Origin of the sequence: uncultured Campylobacter sp., from assembly GCF_937997405.1 — a bacterium.
In the GTDB taxonomy this organism is placed as follows: Bacteria; Campylobacterota; Campylobacteria; order Campylobacterales; family Campylobacteraceae; genus Campylobacter_B.
The window spans coordinates 1-15,074 of sequence record NZ_CALKTL010000148.1 but is presented as its reverse complement, the minus strand read 5'-3'; the positions used below and the strand labels follow the sequence as shown (position 1 = coordinate 15,074).

At 44.3% G+C, this 15,074-nt stretch carries 15 protein-coding genes and 3 pseudogenes; 13 read left to right on the top strand and 5 right to left on the bottom strand.

The features are described 5' to 3' along the window. Positions 1 to 143: 143 nt before the first annotated feature. From Q0372_RS08010 to Q0372_RS08000, 3 genes and pseudogenes are all read left to right on the top strand, one after another. Positions 144 to 626, top strand: a pseudogene (locus Q0372_RS08010) (acetyl-CoA carboxylase biotin carboxylase subunit); the annotation flags it as partial. Between the two features lie 9 nt (positions 627 to 635). After that, entirely contained in the window at positions 636 to 917 is a 282-nt protein-coding gene (locus Q0372_RS08005) for a hypothetical protein (RefSeq protein ID WP_298104697.1), read from the top strand. Next, a complete protein-coding gene (locus tag Q0372_RS08000) occupies positions 910 to 1,644 on the top strand; it encodes an arginyltransferase (protein ID WP_298104695.1) in 735 nt (244 codons plus the stop codon). Before Q0372_RS08005 ends, Q0372_RS08000 begins: the two co-directional genes overlap by 8 nt. Before the next feature lie 636 nt (positions 1,645 to 2,280). Here the strand turns inward: Q0372_RS08000 and Q0372_RS07995 are convergent. From Q0372_RS07995 to Q0372_RS07980, 4 genes are all read right to left on the bottom strand, one after another. Beyond that, the gene (locus Q0372_RS07995; protein WP_298104693.1) at positions 2,281 to 3,099 is read right to left on the bottom strand and encodes an ATP-binding protein; all 819 of its coding nucleotides are present in this window, start codon (positions 3,097 to 3,099) and stop codon (positions 2,281 to 2,283) included. Positions 3,100 to 3,855: 756 nt separating this feature from the next. Beyond that, complete coding sequence (gene lptB, locus Q0372_RS07990; RefSeq protein ID WP_298104690.1) at positions 3,856 to 4,578, bottom strand: LPS export ABC transporter ATP-binding protein; 723 nt, start codon at positions 4,576 to 4,578, stop codon at positions 3,856 to 3,858. Next, positions 4,571 to 4,978 (bottom strand): tRNA (adenosine(37)-N6)-threonylcarbamoyltransferase complex ATPase subunit type 1 TsaE, encoded by a 408-nt coding sequence (gene tsaE, locus Q0372_RS07985; protein WP_297946471.1) that lies wholly within the window; start codon positions 4,976 to 4,978, stop codon positions 4,571 to 4,573. Before tsaE ends, lptB begins: the two co-directional genes overlap by 8 nt. After that, entirely contained in the window at positions 4,962 to 5,207 is a 246-nt protein-coding gene (locus Q0372_RS07980; protein ID WP_295152076.1) for a S4 domain-containing protein, read from the bottom strand. Before Q0372_RS07980 ends, tsaE begins: the two co-directional genes overlap by 17 nt. Before the next feature lie 88 nt (positions 5,208 to 5,295). Here Q0372_RS07980 and Q0372_RS07975 point away from each other — a divergent pair. From Q0372_RS07975 to Q0372_RS07935, 9 genes and pseudogenes are all read left to right on the top strand, one after another. Beyond that, positions 5,296 to 6,519, top strand: a pseudogene (locus Q0372_RS07975) (argininosuccinate synthase). Positions 6,520 to 6,700: 181 nt separating this feature from the next. Next, a complete protein-coding gene (rplI, locus tag Q0372_RS07970) occupies positions 6,701 to 7,144 on the top strand; it encodes a 50S ribosomal protein L9 (protein WP_295152082.1) in 444 nt (147 codons plus the stop codon). Further along, a complete protein-coding gene (hslV, locus tag Q0372_RS07965) occupies positions 7,137 to 7,685 on the top strand; it encodes an ATP-dependent protease subunit HslV (protein WP_298104686.1) in 549 nt (182 codons plus the stop codon). Before rplI ends, hslV begins: the two co-directional genes overlap by 8 nt. Then, a complete protein-coding gene (gene hslU / locus Q0372_RS07960; RefSeq protein ID WP_298104683.1) occupies positions 7,682 to 9,001 on the top strand; it encodes an HslU--HslV peptidase ATPase subunit in 1,320 nt (439 codons plus the stop codon). The genes hslV and hslU overlap by 4 nt, the downstream gene beginning before the upstream one ends. A 492-nt stretch (positions 9,002 to 9,493) precedes the next feature. Next, positions 9,494 to 10,363, top strand: a complete 870-nt coding sequence (era, locus tag Q0372_RS07955; RefSeq protein ID WP_298104680.1) for a GTPase Era — start codon at positions 9,494 to 9,496, stop codon at positions 10,361 to 10,363. Between the two features lie 62 nt (positions 10,364 to 10,425). Beyond that, a complete protein-coding gene (locus Q0372_RS07950) occupies positions 10,426 to 11,946 on the top strand; it encodes a hypothetical protein (protein WP_298104677.1) in 1,521 nt (506 codons plus the stop codon). Beyond that, positions 11,946 to 12,599: a hypothetical protein gene (locus Q0372_RS07945; RefSeq protein WP_298104674.1), complete on the top strand. Its 654-nt coding sequence runs from the start codon at positions 11,946 to 11,948 to the stop codon at positions 12,597 to 12,599. The genes Q0372_RS07950 and Q0372_RS07945 overlap by 1 nt, the downstream gene beginning before the upstream one ends. A gap of 23 nt (positions 12,600 to 12,622) precedes the next feature. Then, a complete protein-coding gene (locus Q0372_RS07940) occupies positions 12,623 to 13,027 on the top strand; it encodes a hypothetical protein (RefSeq protein ID WP_291937386.1) in 405 nt (134 codons plus the stop codon). Next, on the top strand, positions 13,005 to 14,117 hold the full coding sequence (locus Q0372_RS07935; RefSeq protein ID WP_366810591.1) for a secretin N-terminal domain-containing protein: 1,113 nt from the start codon (positions 13,005 to 13,007) through the stop codon (positions 14,115 to 14,117). Before Q0372_RS07940 ends, Q0372_RS07935 begins: the two co-directional genes overlap by 23 nt. Here the strand turns inward: Q0372_RS07935 and Q0372_RS07930 are convergent. Then, a pseudogene (locus Q0372_RS07930) lies at positions 14,009 to 14,473 on the bottom strand (GTP-binding protein); the annotation flags it as partial. The gene Q0372_RS07935 and the pseudogene Q0372_RS07930 overlap by 109 nt on opposite strands. Before the next feature lie 242 nt (positions 14,474 to 14,715). Here Q0372_RS07930 and mscL point away from each other — a divergent pair. Further along, a partial coding sequence (gene mscL, locus Q0372_RS07925) for a large-conductance mechanosensitive channel protein MscL (RefSeq protein WP_366810590.1) occupies positions 14,716 to 15,074 on the top strand: 359 nt, incomplete at its 3' end.

The window sequence follows — 15,074 nt, the reverse complement described above, 5'->3', positions numbered from 1 at the left end:
GATTGTAGGCGATGAAGACGGTCTTGAGCGCTTCGGCGGGAGCAAAGGGATTATTCTCGTTCATAGGAATGCAGTAGAGAATTAGTGAGACGAAGGGCTAGAGGAGAGCTTGTGGCGACGAGCGATCTTCTTCTCCAGCTGACGGCGAAATTTTAGAGCTTGAGCAAAGCGATATCAAACCGCACGGCTACGCGATCGAGGCGCGTATTACCTCCGAAAACGTCTGGAAAAATTTCACCCCCGTTCCCGGCACTGTTAGCGATTATTATCCCGCGCTAGGTCCTTCGGTGCGCGTCGATAGCCACATCTACAAGGGTTATAAAATTCCGCCGTTTTACGACTCGCTTCTAGCCAAGCTCATCATCAAAACCACCGACTACGACCTGGCCGTTAATAAACTAGAGCGCGCGCTGAAGGAGTTTCGCATCGAGGGAGTGCGTACGATCATTCCGTTTTTGCTTAGCATCAGCAAGTCGCGCGAGTTTCGGCTCGGCTTTTTTGACACGAGCTATGTAGAGAAAAATTTAGACAAAATTTTAGAAAACACCATCGACGATATGCAACCGAATAAAAACGAAGCGATCGCCGCCATCATTGCTACGATGCGCAAATCGGCGCGGATTTAGGAAAGAGTTATGGATTTTTTAGATAGCCTAAAAGATATAAAAAAGGATATGCTTAAGGATAAAGCGGCGAGCTCCGCGCCCAAAAAGCCTAAAAAGAGGGATCCAAATCGCGACGAGTTTAAAGATATTTTCAGAGATGATGATTCAAGCTTGCAAAGCGAAAGCGGCTTAGACGGCGTCGCAGAGGAATTTGACGTAGCCAAAGAGAGCATCGCCGCACGCGAAAAGCGCCTCAAAGACGAGTTTTTAAAATACGTGGACGCGGCAAATATCAAAAAGCTGAATGACTGAAATTCCATTTTGCACGCTGGATTTTTCTTGTCCCTATCTGGACGGCAGAGCCGCGCGTAGCGAGTATCTCTACATAAAAGACTGCGACTTCGAGTATAATTCAAGCTTAGTGCAGCACGGCTATCGTCGCTTCGGTAGGTATTTTCAAAAGCCCATTTGTGCGGGATGTGCGGAGTGCAAAAGTCTACGCGTCGATGCCGCAAATTTTAAATTTAGCAAATCGCATCGTCGCGTCTATAAAAATAATCGCACGACCGCCTATGTATGGCAATCTTGCCCGCTTTTAAACGATGCGCGTTTGGAGCTTTTCGCGCTCTATCACGACTACATGCATCTAAAAAAGGGCTGGCCTCTTCAAGAGATCGATTTTGAGCGATATGATGAAATTTACGTCCAGGGCCACGGCGACTTCGGCAAAGAAATCTCTTACTACGGCGAGGACGGGCGACTTATCTGCGTCGATCTCATCGATATCGTGGATGACGGCATCAGCTCGGTGTATTGCTACTACGATCCGTATCTGCCGCATCTAAGTCTGGGTAAATTTTCGCTTTTAAAACAGATCGAGTTCGCCCAAGATCTGGGGCTACGATGGATCTATCTAGGCTACGCGGTGAAGCAGTGTCCGAGCCTAGCGTATAAATTTGGCTACGAGCCGTATGAAATTTTAAGCTCATACGTAGAGCTTGACGCCCCCGCCGTCTGGGAGGGGCGCACAGAGAAATAGGTTCTACGCGCGGGCGCCAGGAGCGGCCTAGACATAGGCGCTGCGTAGAATGGTAAGCTTCACGCATCCGTACAGCGACAGCGCGCAGTAACCGAGATCGCACCGCCGCGTAGAATTCGGTCGCGCGCAGATACGACGCGGTATGTAAAAGTGCCTCTCATCGTTAAAATTTACGCTGAAATTTCGCGCGTTATGAGTCTTTAAGGCTTTTAAGTCACGGCAGGCGTTAAATTTCGCGCTAAAATTTCGCGCCGCTCGGTCTGCGAAAATATCTGCGGCGATGAAATTTAAGGCGATGGAATTTAAAAGGAGGGTAGATGGATTTGCAAATTTTACGGCAGGCTCGGCATTTGCGTGTTGTAAGACGACACACGCAGCTTTTGGGCATACTTGGCTCTTGAGTGCGCGCGAAAAAGGGCGATCGGTTTCGTAATATAACTCTTACGCTGCCGCAATTAGCCTTGGCGCTGCGACCGGCTTCGGCATTGACCTAATTTCGGTATCGCGATCGGCTATAGCGTCGCAACCGACGCCGCTACGTAAGCGGCGAAGCGCAAAAAGATGGCTTATAAAGCACGATACAGCATATATTTTGTAAAATTTAAGCAAACTGCGAAGCTGCAATAAGACGACCGGTTACGGCAAATTTATCAGCTCCACCTTGTTTTCCAACGTTTTTGGGATCAATAAAACCTTGCCGTCGCTTGAGATGTCTGCAGGTCTTTGCATCGCGCCGAGGTTTATTTTGCGTATCTGTCCGTTTGCATCGATACGCCAAATTTTACCGCTTAAAAGGTCCTCACCCCAGTCGCTAATTAAAATTTCGCCGTTTTTTCCGCGCGCTATGCCGTAGAAAACCCCCTTCATATCGGCAAATATCGAAATTTCGCGAGATTTCAGATCCATGCTTAGCACGCGCCCCAGGACCTTTCCACTAAGATCGAATGTAGTGATCAGAAGCTTATCACCTTTAGCCAAAAGTCCGTTTGGGCTGCCTAGCGATGGATCGATGCGCGCAAACTCATCCGCGGTGCGCGAGAGCAGGTCGATGCGCCAGATCGTCCCACGCGCGGGATCGCTTGCGAGCAAAACCTCACTACCGAGCGCCACGACGTCGTTTAAGGCCTGCGCTCCCTCGATTTTTAGATTGAAAACCTCCTGGCCTTTGGCAAAACCCCTGATAGTATCGATATCGCAGACATAAAGCACGTCCGCGATCTGCGCCATTCCGCCCGGATTTACCAGATCGTCTATAAAATTTGTCTCAACGACACCCGAGTTTTTTACTATGCGGCTGATGAAGCCGTCGCGCTCTTGTGGATCTTCACTACTGCCGCGATTTGCGATATAAAAAGCGTCATCGGTAATGAGCGAACCGCTAGGTGCGCTAAATCCGTCGATCTCTAGGCCAAAAAGCGCGCCCGCCAAGGCGCACGAAAGTAGAACTTTTTTCATAATCTCTCCTTGATCTCGCCAAAATTTTAATGGAAGCGACGAGCACCAGGTTAAAATTTTAAAATTCGCAGCGAGCTTTAAGATGAGCGAAATTTAAACCCGCAGAGCAAATAAAAGCGCAATTTTAATTAAATAAAGTGGCTTAATCGGAAAAATTCTAGCGGGTCGGAAGGCTTTGCTTCGCGCGTTGCTTTTAATTTGATGCGTCGAAGCCGAAGCGAGTAGGTTTTGTGTGCGCTTTGGTTTACGCCATCGCTCGCAGGAATTTAGCCGTGAAATTAGACGGCATCTCGCGCGTAATTTCAAGCACCGTTGCATATGTAATTCATTTGCGGCTGTATTCGTTTTGAAATTTAATTCTGCGAGTGGATATTTTTTGCAAACTGTGGGCGTGATTTTAGTGCGCAGACGGAGGCATCGCGTTTTAGAGATACCTCACGCTTTAAAATTTGATTTAATTTAAACAAAGCGCGATTAAAATGCGATTTAAATTTTATGTACCGCGGGTGTAAAATTTCGGTTGCGAAAAGAGAACCTGCTGCAAAAAATTATTTAAAATTTGCAGCGTAAAACGCCCTTTGAAATTTAAAAATTTTAAAACGAGTCTATATGCTCTTTAAAAATTTAATACGTGAAATTCAAGTGCACGGCTAGTCGCAGCCGTTTGCTTTAATTTTAAATCGCAGAACTTAAATTATAGAATTTATAAAGCCCGGACCGAAGAGGGAGCTGAAAATATAAAGCGTCCTTGCCGGCTTAGATACTAAAATCCTCGCCGAGGTAGAATTTACGGACATTTGGATCGTTAGCTATCTCTTTTGCGGTGCCGCCGGCGAACAGCTCGCCGTCTTTGATGACGTAGGCACGGTCGCAGATCGCAAGCGTTTCGCGGACATTGTGATCGGTGATGAGCACGCCGATGCCAAGATCGCTTAAATCGCGCACGATGCTTTGGATGTCGTTAACGGCGATCGGATCGACGCCCGCAAACGGCTCATCTAAAAGTAGAAATTTCGGCGTTATCATCAGACTCCGCGCGATCTCGCAGCGCCTGCGCTCGCCGCCGCTTAGGCTCACGCCTTTGCGCAATCTGATCGGCTCGATGTTGAGCAGATTTAGCATCTCATCGACCTTTTGCGAAGCTTCGGCCTTGTTTTTATAGGTGATCTCCGCGGCGAGCATCAAATTTTCTTCAACGCTAAGCTCTTTAAAGATGCTGCTTTCTTGCGGTAGGTAGCCGATGCCGAGCTTGGCGCGCTTATGAAGCGGAACCTTTGCGATGCTGCTCTCATTAAGCAATATATCGCCACCGCTAGCGCTTATCAGCCCGCAGATCATATAAAATGTCGTGGTTTTGCCCGCTCCGTTGGGCCCTAGCAGCCCCACGATCTCGCCATTGTAAAGCTCTAGTGAGATTCCTTTGATGATCGGCGTGCCTTTTATGGTTTTTTTTAGGCTCCTGACTTCCAGTTTATGCATAGCTTACCTCGTATTTTCGTCCTTGCGCGTGCGGCGTGATCCTCACTACGCAAAAATCAAGCTCATATTTTTTAAGTAAATTTATCAAATTTTCATCCGCCCACTCGATCAGATGAAGCCCCTCTTCAAATAAATTTTCAAATAGTCCGTTTTTTAAAATCCCCTCACAGCCGCCGTTATAGATGTCGTAATGATAAATTTCGCCGTAGTTTTGCATGATCGAAAACGTAGGCGAACTCACGTGCTCGTCTAATCCGTGAGCCCGCACGATCGCGCGCGCAAGCGTCGTTTTGCCGCTGGCAAGATCGCCGATTAGCAATATTATGCCGCTTTTTGGCAGAGCCTGTACGAGGCGCGAAATTTCATCCTCGCCGCAGATGAGTTCAAAGCTCTTGGACATACTTTGCCTGCTCGCTTTTGGGCGTATTTTTCGCGCTAGGAAAGGCTAGGACTTTAAAGCTTTGTTTTCTATCCAAAAAGCTTATCGTGATAACGTCACCTATTTTAAGCTCTTTGGCGGGCTTTGCTACGACGCCGTTTACGGCTACGACGCCGCTTTTGCACATATCTTCGCTGATGGCGCGCCGCTTAGTGATATTGACTGCGTTTAAAAATTTATCGATTCTCATAGGCGTGAGTTTAGCGATATTTGCCTTAAAAGCAACTATTAAACTATTTTTGGTAGAATTTCGCCAAATTTTACGTAAAGGATTTGAGATGGCAAAAAAAGATGTAAAAAAGGTCGTTTTGGCGTATTCTGGAGGACTTGATACTAGCATTATTTTAAAGTGGCTCGGCGATACTTACGGCTGCGATGTGGTGACTTTCACCGCAGATATCGGCCAGAACGAGGATTTGGAGCCGATCAAAAACAAAGCTGTGAAACTGGGCATCAAAAAGGAAAATATCTTCGTAGAGGATCTGCGCGAGGAATTTGTGCGCGATTACGTATTTCCGATGTTTCGTGCAAATGCCGTCTATGAGGGCGAGTATCTTTTGGGCACGTCGATCGCGCGCCCGCTGATCGCTAAAAAGCTAGTCGAGATCGCGAAAAAAACCGGCGCGGACGCCATAAGCCACGGCGCAACCGGCAAGGGTAACGATCAAGTCCGCTTCGAGCTTGGCGCATACGCGCTAAATCCCGATATTAAGGTGATTGCGCCGTGGAGGTTGTGGGATTTGAACTCTCGCGAGAAGCTTCTTACTTACGCTAAGAAAAACGGCATCGACATCGCCTCAAAGCCCGGCAAATCGCCATATTCGATGGATGCGAATATCCTTCACATCTCCTACGAGGGCTTGGTGCTTGAAGATCCCGCCCATGCGCCTGAAGAGGATATGTGGCGCTGGACCGTGAGCCCTAAAAATGCGCCAGATAAGAGCGAGATCATCGAGATCGAATACAAACACGGCGATCCCGTAAAGCTAAACGGCAAGGCGCTTAAACCGCACGAGATGCTGGCAGCACTTAACGAGCTCGGCGCTAAAAACGGCATCGGCAGGCTCGATCTAGTAGAAAATCGCTACGTCGGCATGAAGAGCCGCGGCTGCTACGAAACTCCGGGCGGCACGATCATGCTAAAGGCTCACCGCGCGATCGAGAGCATAACGCTAGATCGCGGCGCGGCGCATCTAAAAGACGATCTGATGCCGCGCTACGCCGAGCTCATCTACAACGGCTTTTGGTTCAGCCCGGAGCGCTTGCTGCTTCAAGAGCTGATAAACAAATCCCAAGAGCACGTAAACGGCAAGGTTAAGCTAGAGCTTTATAAGGGCAACGTTACCGTGCTGGGCAGGGAAAGCAAGAGCGATAGTTTGTTTAATACCGATTTCGTGACGTTTGAATAGGATAAAGTTTTTAATCAAAAAGACGGCGACGGATTTATCAAGCTAAGCGCGCTAAGATTTATCATCGCGGGTAAGAACGGACGCAAGCTTTAGCTGAAATTTTGCCTATAGCGGCAAGGTGTGCAGGCAAATTTCACAAAACGAAATTTTAAAATTTATCGGAAAAGTAGCGCGCGGCTGCCAGCGGGTTTCATGAAATTTCACTAAATTTCAGATCCGCCCGCGCCGCTTATAAAATTTTGTAAATTTAAAGCTAAATTTAAAAGGATAATGGATGAAAGTATTATTGATCAAAGATGTTAAGGGGCTCGGAAAGGCGGGCGAGGTAAAGGAGGTCAAGGACGGCTACGGCAACAACTTCCTAATCGGCAAAGGTTACGCCAAAGCCGCTACGACTGAGGTTTTGCGTAAATTTGAAGCGGATAAGAAAAAACAGGCTGAGCTTGAAAAATATGAGGTCGCAAGCCTGCAAAAACTAGCCGAGGAGCTAGCCAAGATCCGCGTAAAGATCGTAAAGCAGACGGGCGAGAGCGGCGCGCTTTTTGGATCTGTCACGAAAGATGAGATCGCAACCGCGCTAAAAGAGCAAAAGGGGATCGAAATCGATAAGAAAATTTTAGAGACCGAGGCTATTAAAACGACCGGGATTTACGATGTAAATGCCAAGCTAAAGCACGGCATAAGTGCTAAATTTGAGATAGAGGTGGCTAGTGTTTGAAGCGACTACCATTTTAGCCTACAAAGGCGCGAAGGCCTCGGTCATCGGCGGCGACGGGCAGGTTACGTTCGGAAACACCGTCTTAAAGGGCAATGCGACTAAAATTCGAAAGATCGGCAAAGAAGGTAACGTCCTAGCGGGCTTTGCGGGCAGCACTGCCGATGCGTTTAATCTTTTTGATATGTTTGAGAAGTGCCTCGACGGCGCAAAGAGCGATCTTTTAAGGGCTGTGATAGAATTTAGCAAGCAGTGGCGCAAGGATAAGTATCTGCGAAAGCTCGAAGCGATGATGCTGGTGCTGGACCGCAAAAATATCTTTTTGCTTAGCGGCACGGGCGACGTGGTAGAGCCGGACGACGGCAAGATCGCGGCGATCGGAAGCGGCGGAAATTACGCTCTTAGCGCGGCGCGAGCTTTAGATAAATTTGCTAGCCTAGACGAAGAGGAGCTCGTAAAGCAAAGCCTTAAAATCGCGGGCGAGATTTGCATTTACACGAACGAAAACATCAAAACATACGCAATTTGGGACGAAAAGAGATGATGACGCCAAAGCAGATCGTAGAGAAATTAGACGAATATATAATCGGACAAAATAGCGCCAAACGCACGATAGCGGTGGCTTTGCGAAATCGCTACCGTAGAATGGCGCTCGAAGATGAGATGAAAAACGAGGTGATGCCCAAAAACATCCTGATGATCGGCTCTACCGGCGTGGGCAAGACCGAGATCGCGCGCAGGCTCTCGAAGATGTTCGGGCTTCCTTTTATTAAGGTCGAGGCTAGCAAATATACTGAAGTAGGCTTCGTGGGGCGCGACGTGGAGAGCATGGTGCGAGATCTGGCCGCCGCGTCGGTAAATTTAGTTCGCGGCGAGGAATTTGAAAAAAATAAAGATAAGATTGATGATTACATCAAGCGTAAAATTTTAGAAAAAGTCCTTCCGCCGCTTCCGCGCGGAGCGAGCGAGGAGAAGGTCGCAGATTACGAAAAAAGCTACGAAAAGATGGCTGCCAAGCTCGAGCGCGGCGATCTGGACGATCTTAGTATCGAGATCGAAGTAAGCGAAAACGCGCTTGAGTCAAATCCAAATTTGCCGCCCGAGATGGCGAATATGCAGGAAAGCTTCATTAAGGTAATCGGAATTTCGACGCGCAAAAGCAAAAAAGAGATGAAGGTCAAAGACGCCAAGGTTGCCCTCAAAAGCGAGGCTAGCGAGAAAGTTCTCGATATGGAGAGCATCAAAGCCGAAGCCGTTAGGCGCGCGCAAAACGAGGGCATCATCTTTATCGACGAGATTGATAAGGTGGCGGTCTCAAGCGGCAATAGCGGCAGGCAGGATCCGAGCAAAGAGGGGGTACAGCGCGATCTGCTTCCGATCGTGGAGGGCAGCAGCGTAAGCACGAAATTCGGCAATATCGACACCGATCATATCCTTTTTATCGCCGCGGGCGCCTTTCATATCAGCAAGCCGAGCGATCTCATACCCGAGCTTCAGGGGCGCTTCCCGCTTCGCGTCGAGCTTGACAGCTTGGATGAGGCGGCGCTGTGCGAAATTTTAATCAAGCCAAAAAATTCGCTTCTTAAGCAGTACTCGGCGCTTTTAAAGACCGAGGGCGTGGAGTTGGAGTTTAGCGAGGACGGGGTCAAAGCGATCGCGAAATTTGCGGCAAGCACGAACGAAAAGGTCGAAGACATCGGCGCTAGAAGGCTGCATACGATAATGGAAAAAGTGCTTGAGGATATCAGCTTCGAAGCGGATAAGTTTAAAGGGCAAAAGATCGTCGTGGATGAAAAGCTCGTAAGCGAAAAGCTCGCAGACATCGCAAGCGACGAGGATCTGGCGAAATACATTTTGTGATTTTTAAATTTCGCGACCGCCGCGGAGTTAAAGCGCTCGTTTGAGCACGCCTAGAGCATCGTTTCGGCGGCGCAGCTAAGTATGATGCGGCGCGCCGCGAGGAATTTTAAATAAAATTTTATGTTCGCGGCAGTTAAATTTACGCCGAATTCACATTGTGTTTATAAAATGCGTAAAATATTAAATTTATGTAGCGCGCAAAAATGAAATTTTAAATTTCACCGTTTGCGGTTTTCGCGCATAAAATTTGACGCGATTTAAAATTGACGGCGAGCGAAGGGGAAATAGGCACCGTCGTGACGACGGCAAAGTAAAATGCCTCAAATCAGAGCGCATTTAAGCAAGGCTGTGACCGCGCGCGGAAAAAATGAGCGTCGGGCAAGGAATACCGCAAATTGCGAGTTGAGAAATACATGCCGAGTATGAAGCGCCGTAATCGCGTGCAGATCGCGAAGGCGCTAGATTAAGATAAAATTTTGATTTAAGGAAAATATGAAAAGCGGATTTGTAACGCTCATCGGGCGGACCAATGCAGGCAAAAGCTCGCTGTTAAACTATCTCTGCGGCGAGAAAATTTCGCTCGTCTCACACAAGATCAACGCCACGCGCCGTAAGATTAGCGGCATCGCGATGAACGGCGCAGATCAGGTGATTTTCACGGACACGCCGGGGTTGCACGAAAGCGCCAAGCTGATGAATAAGCTGATGGTCGAAGTGGCGCTCGGGGCGATTGAGGGCTGCGATTTGGTGCTATTTTTGGCGCCCGTGCACGATGATACCGCGGAATATGAAAAATTTTTAAATTTAAACGCAGGCACTAAGCACATCGTAATTTTAACTAAAATTGACGAAGCAAACGACGAAAAGATCGTGCAAAAGCTGCTACAATATCAAAAATTTACCGATAAATTCGAAGCGATAATCCCGGTTAGCATCAAAAAAAAGGTCTATAAAAAGCAGGTTTTGGACGAAATTTGTAAAATTTTGCCCGAGCATGAGTATTTTTACGATCCTGAAATTTTAAGCGCGACCAACGAGCGTGAAATTTATCGCGACTTCATACTCGAGGCGATTTTTGAGAGTATGAGCGACGAGATCCCGTATTGTAGCGACGTCGTGATGGAAAAAATAGTGGAAAAACCCGGTCTAATCTCGGTCTATGCGAGGATCATAACGGACACCAATTCTCACAAAGAGATGTTGATCGGCAAAAACGGCGAGGCGATCAAGCGGATCGGAATTCGAGCCAAAAAGTTAATTTCAAATTTTTCTAAGGTCAAAATTTACTTAAAATTAACAGTTTTTGTAAAAAAAAGCTGGAAAAATGACGAATTTAGGGTAAAAACCGATTTTATCTATTGACATTTTATTTTATTTCTATTAGTATTAGCAGCGTAGAAAATTTCATTTGGAAGTGGAGTGTTATGGCAAAGAATAGTAAAAATGCTAGTTCGATTGTTGCGATTAACAAAGTCACGCAAACCATATTCGGTCTAAGTGAGAATGAAGTTTTCGAGCACGACTTCTCAAAAGCGAATCGTGCGAAGGAAACTTACGTCTCATATATTCCGTATAAGGATATAATGACTGCGACGGTCGAGATAAGCAGATCGGTAGAGGACGCGGATCTTTTAGATGCGATCGTCGTTAAGGTGTATGAGGAGCTGGGGCTTGACACCGCTTTGGATTACAAAATCACCTATAGTGAGGTAATAGGCGCTGGCGGCGACGATAGAATTTTCAATGTCTTTGTCGTAGATAATGCCAAACTCACTTCAGAATTCGATGCGATCGCCGCTAGGACGAACTACATCGACTATGTGGCTATGGCTCCATTTTTATACGAGGGCTTGTATAATAGAGGCGTCCTAACTCGCGACGGAATCGACTGCTTCATCTACTTGCAGCGCGACGATGCGTTTTTGGTAGTGTATCAAAACGGCGAATATTTTCAATCCCGCCAAGTAAGATATAACCTAAAATTCTTGCATGAAAAATATGTCGAGCTAGTCGGTAGCAGAGTCGATGAAGAGAGCTTTTATAGATTGCTCTCCAAACAGGGAGTAAATTTAGAAAATCCGACCGAACGCGATTATATGATCCAAATTTTTGACGATATGTTTTACTACATCAACGACGTGTTGAACGGTATTAGTAAAATTTACAACGTTAATATTCAAAACGTTTATATCGGAACGGATATCGGTAAAATTCCTGCGATCGAGGTTTTTGTAGAAAATAATCTAAAGCTAAGATACAAGGATTTTAATTTTAACGTTGCAATCAACGCAAAAGATTATCCGCTCACTCAGCTAGATATTTTGATGTTCTTGGTAGGTCAAGATTATTTGGTTACCAAAGACGATGATCACAACTACTCGCCGTTTATGAGACCTCCGCCTTTGACCCAAAGATCAACCGGCAAGCTGATAGGCTATATGCTGCTAGGCTGCTTACTTGGCGCTGTGTATCCTGCGTATAACTTCGGCTATGGATATTATAATAATATGGTAGCTAACGATAAAACTAGCGAATATCAGGGTTTAGAAGATCAGATGGTTCCTGCTAGAGCAGAAAATGCGCGTTTGGATAAAGAGACTAAAGAGGTAAATGCCCAGGCTGCTAAGAGTGGCAAGGAGCTTAATGACAGGCGCGATCTAATTAATGCCATCTTAGATAAGAAAAATAATTACGCTATGAAGGGTGTTTCTATTTTTGAGCTAACCAATATGGTCGTTAAAAATAAGGGCAATATGGTTAGGATCGGTGATGAGAATAGGACTCTAACTGTTCAGGTGCGCACCAAAAACGATAAGCAGATGACCGAGCTTTTAGAGGATATCAGTAAAAAAGAGGTGTATGGCGTGGATACTAAAACAATCGCGCTACAAGAGGGTAATAAAACCATCTTTTACGATAGCAATATCAGTGTGGAGGTTAGATAATGAAAAAGAAAAGTTCATTAGATCAACTTGATCAATGGTTTGCCTCCAAGGGAAATAGTGCAAATAACTATTTTTACATAGCTTTATTGTTTGTGGGTTTGGTAGCTTACTTTATTTTAAGTCAGCAAGCCGATCCGTATTTAGAGAAGAGCGAAACTAATCTAAGTACTGCCACGACTAAGCTTGAAGGCGCACAAAGAGAATATAACGAGTTTTTTGGCGGTGATCCTGAGGCTTTTGTTAATAATAAACGCAATATCCTCAATGGTGCTAAAACCAACCTTAAAAATATCAATGATGAGCGTGGATATCTAGACGGTAAGCTAAAAGAAATTTCGAAGCTTACCTATAATGAAAAGAACTGGGCTAAGTTTATGGATAGCCTTTCAACGATTGCAGAGAATAACAATATTAAAATTTATGCTATTCACAGCGATAGAAGAGAGCCTAGCATCAAACAAATTTTTCAGCCTGAGGCTTTGCTGGATATAGATGTGAAATTTGAAGGAGCATTTTCGAACGTCCTTAGGTATATCAACCTAATCGAACAATCGGAGATGATCGTAGATGTAAATAAGATGGATATCAATGCCACTAAAAATGGCAAAATCGGTGGAAGCATCGGTATATCTATCTGGGGAGTAAATTACTAATGAAAAAGTTAATTTTATGCTCTTTGCTACTTTCTACTGCTCTATTTGCTGTAGATAATAATCAGACGGTGGCGCCTAGTAATGGAGCCTATAAAGCTAAATACGATGCGATATTCGATGATCTTAGTAAGCCTAGAGTGGGTCTTAGCGATGAGCAGATAGCTTCTTTGCAAGATCCGTTTTATCCTAAAGAAGCCAATGCGCCTAGAGAAGCCAATCAGCAGGTGGATCTAGGTTATCAGCTAGTAGGTATTATGGGCGATAAGGTTAAGCTAAACGATAAGTGGTATGGTTTGGGCGAGTATGTAGGCTCATATAAGATCGTGCAAATAACGGGCAATAGCGTTATTATTACCAACGACGATGAAAATAAAGTCGAACTAACACTAAAACAAGGAAGTCAAAATGTCATTATTACATATAAGTAAAAAGCTTAGCATAGCTGCTATGCTTGCTTTGTCTGTTACGGCTACTAGTCTATATGCCGCTCCCGCAACTGCAGGTAACTGCGATAGGAAGGCGCTAAATATTAAGATTAACGATACCGTTACGCTAAACGAGATGCTAACTCAGCTATCCGATATGTGCCGTTTCTCGGTGGTAGCAAAAGATGCTATCGCTCAAGAGGAGATGAGCAAGCCGCTGCAAGGCGTAAGTATCAAAGACCTTTCTTTACGCGAAGTTTTAGATCTACTCATAAAAGAGAATAATCTAAGCTATGAGTATTCTCATGGCATATTAAAAATTTCAGCGCTAGAGACTAGGACTTTTAAAGTGGATTACATCACTTCTATTAGAGAAGGTACTGCTGTTACTAAATCTTCTGTCGATTCCGCACCTACGAAAGTGGATGACGACGATGATGATAAAAAAGGGAATGACGACAATAAGATCACTACCAAAGAGAAATTTGATTTTTGGGAGAAGATTAGCGAGGAAATCACCTCTGTTCTAAATAACGGTACCGAAAAATATGTCGCAGTCGCTCCTATTATAAATCAAAATGCCGGTTTAGTAACCGTTACTGCTATGAAGTCTCAGATAGCTCGCGTCGATAGATATCTAAGCGGTATGCAAAAACGCCTTAGTCGTCAAGTCTTGCTAGATGTAAATATCATATCTGTCGAGCTAAATAACGAATACACTACCGGTATAGATTGGAGTAAATTTCAACTAGGATTTAATACCTATGTAGGTGGAGATCCGACTAAGCTTTCAGGATATCACATAGATAACGGAAATAGAGGAAAGGCTAGCGATACTCACGGAACTTGGACGATAGGGGCTAATCTAAATTTCAATATTGACGGTTTGATTAACTTCCTAGAGACTAAGGGCAAAACCAAAATCATATCTAGCCCTAAGGTAACTACGATGAATAATCAGCCTGCTATTATCTCTGTAGGTGAACCAATAATATCTTCTATTTCTCTTTTTACTTTTTCAGGTTCAGCAGCAGGTAAATCTATTTTATTTATTATAGGTAAAATTTCTAAATTATTTTCAATAGCAAGATAAACATTAGCAAGAGTTTGTGCTTCAACACCTTGTGCAGCATCTACAACAAGTAACGCTCCCTCACAGGCAGCAAGAGATCTTGAAACTTCATAAATAAAGTCTACGTGACCTGGTGTATCTATAAGGTTTAATTCATATGTTTCCCCATTTTTGGCATTATAGTTAAGGGTTACTGCCTGAGCCTTAATTGTAATCCCTTTTTCTCTTTCAAGATCCATGCTGTCCAGTAACTGATCCATCATTTCTCTCTGTGTGACAGTCCCTGTTACTTCCAGCAGTCTATCTGCAATAGTAGATTTCCCATGATCTATATGGGCAAGTATAGAAAAATTACGTTTATTTTTTTGATTTGACATTTATACTGTTTCCTTCCATATATCAATTCTATTTTTTTATTTCCTTTTATTATATAATAAATTTACTTTTTTTCCTAGTGTCTATAGGAAAAATATTTGATAAAATTATACCAAAAAAATTATTTTAATACAATCTTTATATTTTGTTCTCAAAATCTCTTATATTTCTTATAATTAATTATTGTAATTTTGCAAAAAATACATTATAATAAACAAATAGAAATTGAAAGGAGAATATTTTAATGTTTAAAGAATTTAAAGATTTTATTTCTAAAGGAAATGTTATGGATCTTGCGGTCGGAGTTATTATAGGGGCTGCTTTTGGTAAAATAGTAACTTCACTTGTTGATGATATGATAATGCCTATTTTAGGAATTATACTAGGGAAAGTTAATTTTAGTGGATTGGAACTTGTAATTACACGTGCTTCTGGTGATACTCCTGAAGTTGCTGTATTATATGGTAGTTTCATTCAAAATATAGTAAATTTCTTAATAATGGCTTTTGTTATTTTCTTAATGGTAAAATTAGTTAATAACTTGAAAAAACCTGCAAAAGAAGAAGAAGCACCTGCCATCGAAGTTCCTACTAAAGAAGAAAC

Coding starts and splice junctions, on each gene's coding strand:
- Q0372_RS08005 (WP_298104697.1), top strand. CDS start 636: ATGGATTTTTTAGATAGCCTAAAAGATATAAAAAAGGATATGCTTAAG.
- Q0372_RS08000 (WP_298104695.1), top strand. CDS start 910: ATGACTGAAATTCCATTTTGCACGCTGGATTTTTCTTGTCCCTATCTG.
- Q0372_RS07995 (WP_298104693.1), bottom strand. CDS start 3,099: ATGAAAAAAGTTCTACTTTCGTGCGCCTTGGCGGGCGCGCTTTTTGGC.
- lptB (WP_298104690.1), bottom strand. CDS start 4,578: ATGCATAAACTGGAAGTCAGGAGCCTAAAAAAAACCATAAAAGGCACG.
- tsaE (WP_297946471.1), bottom strand. CDS start 4,978: ATGTCCAAGAGCTTTGAACTCATCTGCGGCGAGGATGAAATTTCGCGC.
- Q0372_RS07980 (WP_295152076.1), bottom strand. CDS start 5,207: ATGAGAATCGATAAATTTTTAAACGCAGTCAATATCACTAAGCGGCGC.
- rplI (WP_295152082.1), top strand. CDS start 6,701: ATGAAAGTATTATTGATCAAAGATGTTAAGGGGCTCGGAAAGGCGGGC.
- hslU (WP_298104683.1), top strand. CDS start 7,682: ATGATGACGCCAAAGCAGATCGTAGAGAAATTAGACGAATATATAATC.
- era (WP_298104680.1), top strand. CDS start 9,494: ATGAAAAGCGGATTTGTAACGCTCATCGGGCGGACCAATGCAGGCAAA.
- Q0372_RS07950 (WP_298104677.1), top strand. CDS start 10,426: ATGGCAAAGAATAGTAAAAATGCTAGTTCGATTGTTGCGATTAACAAA.
- Q0372_RS07945 (WP_298104674.1), top strand. CDS start 11,946: ATGAAAAAGAAAAGTTCATTAGATCAACTTGATCAATGGTTTGCCTCC.
- Q0372_RS07935 (WP_366810591.1), top strand. CDS start 13,005: ATGTCATTATTACATATAAGTAAAAAGCTTAGCATAGCTGCTATGCTT.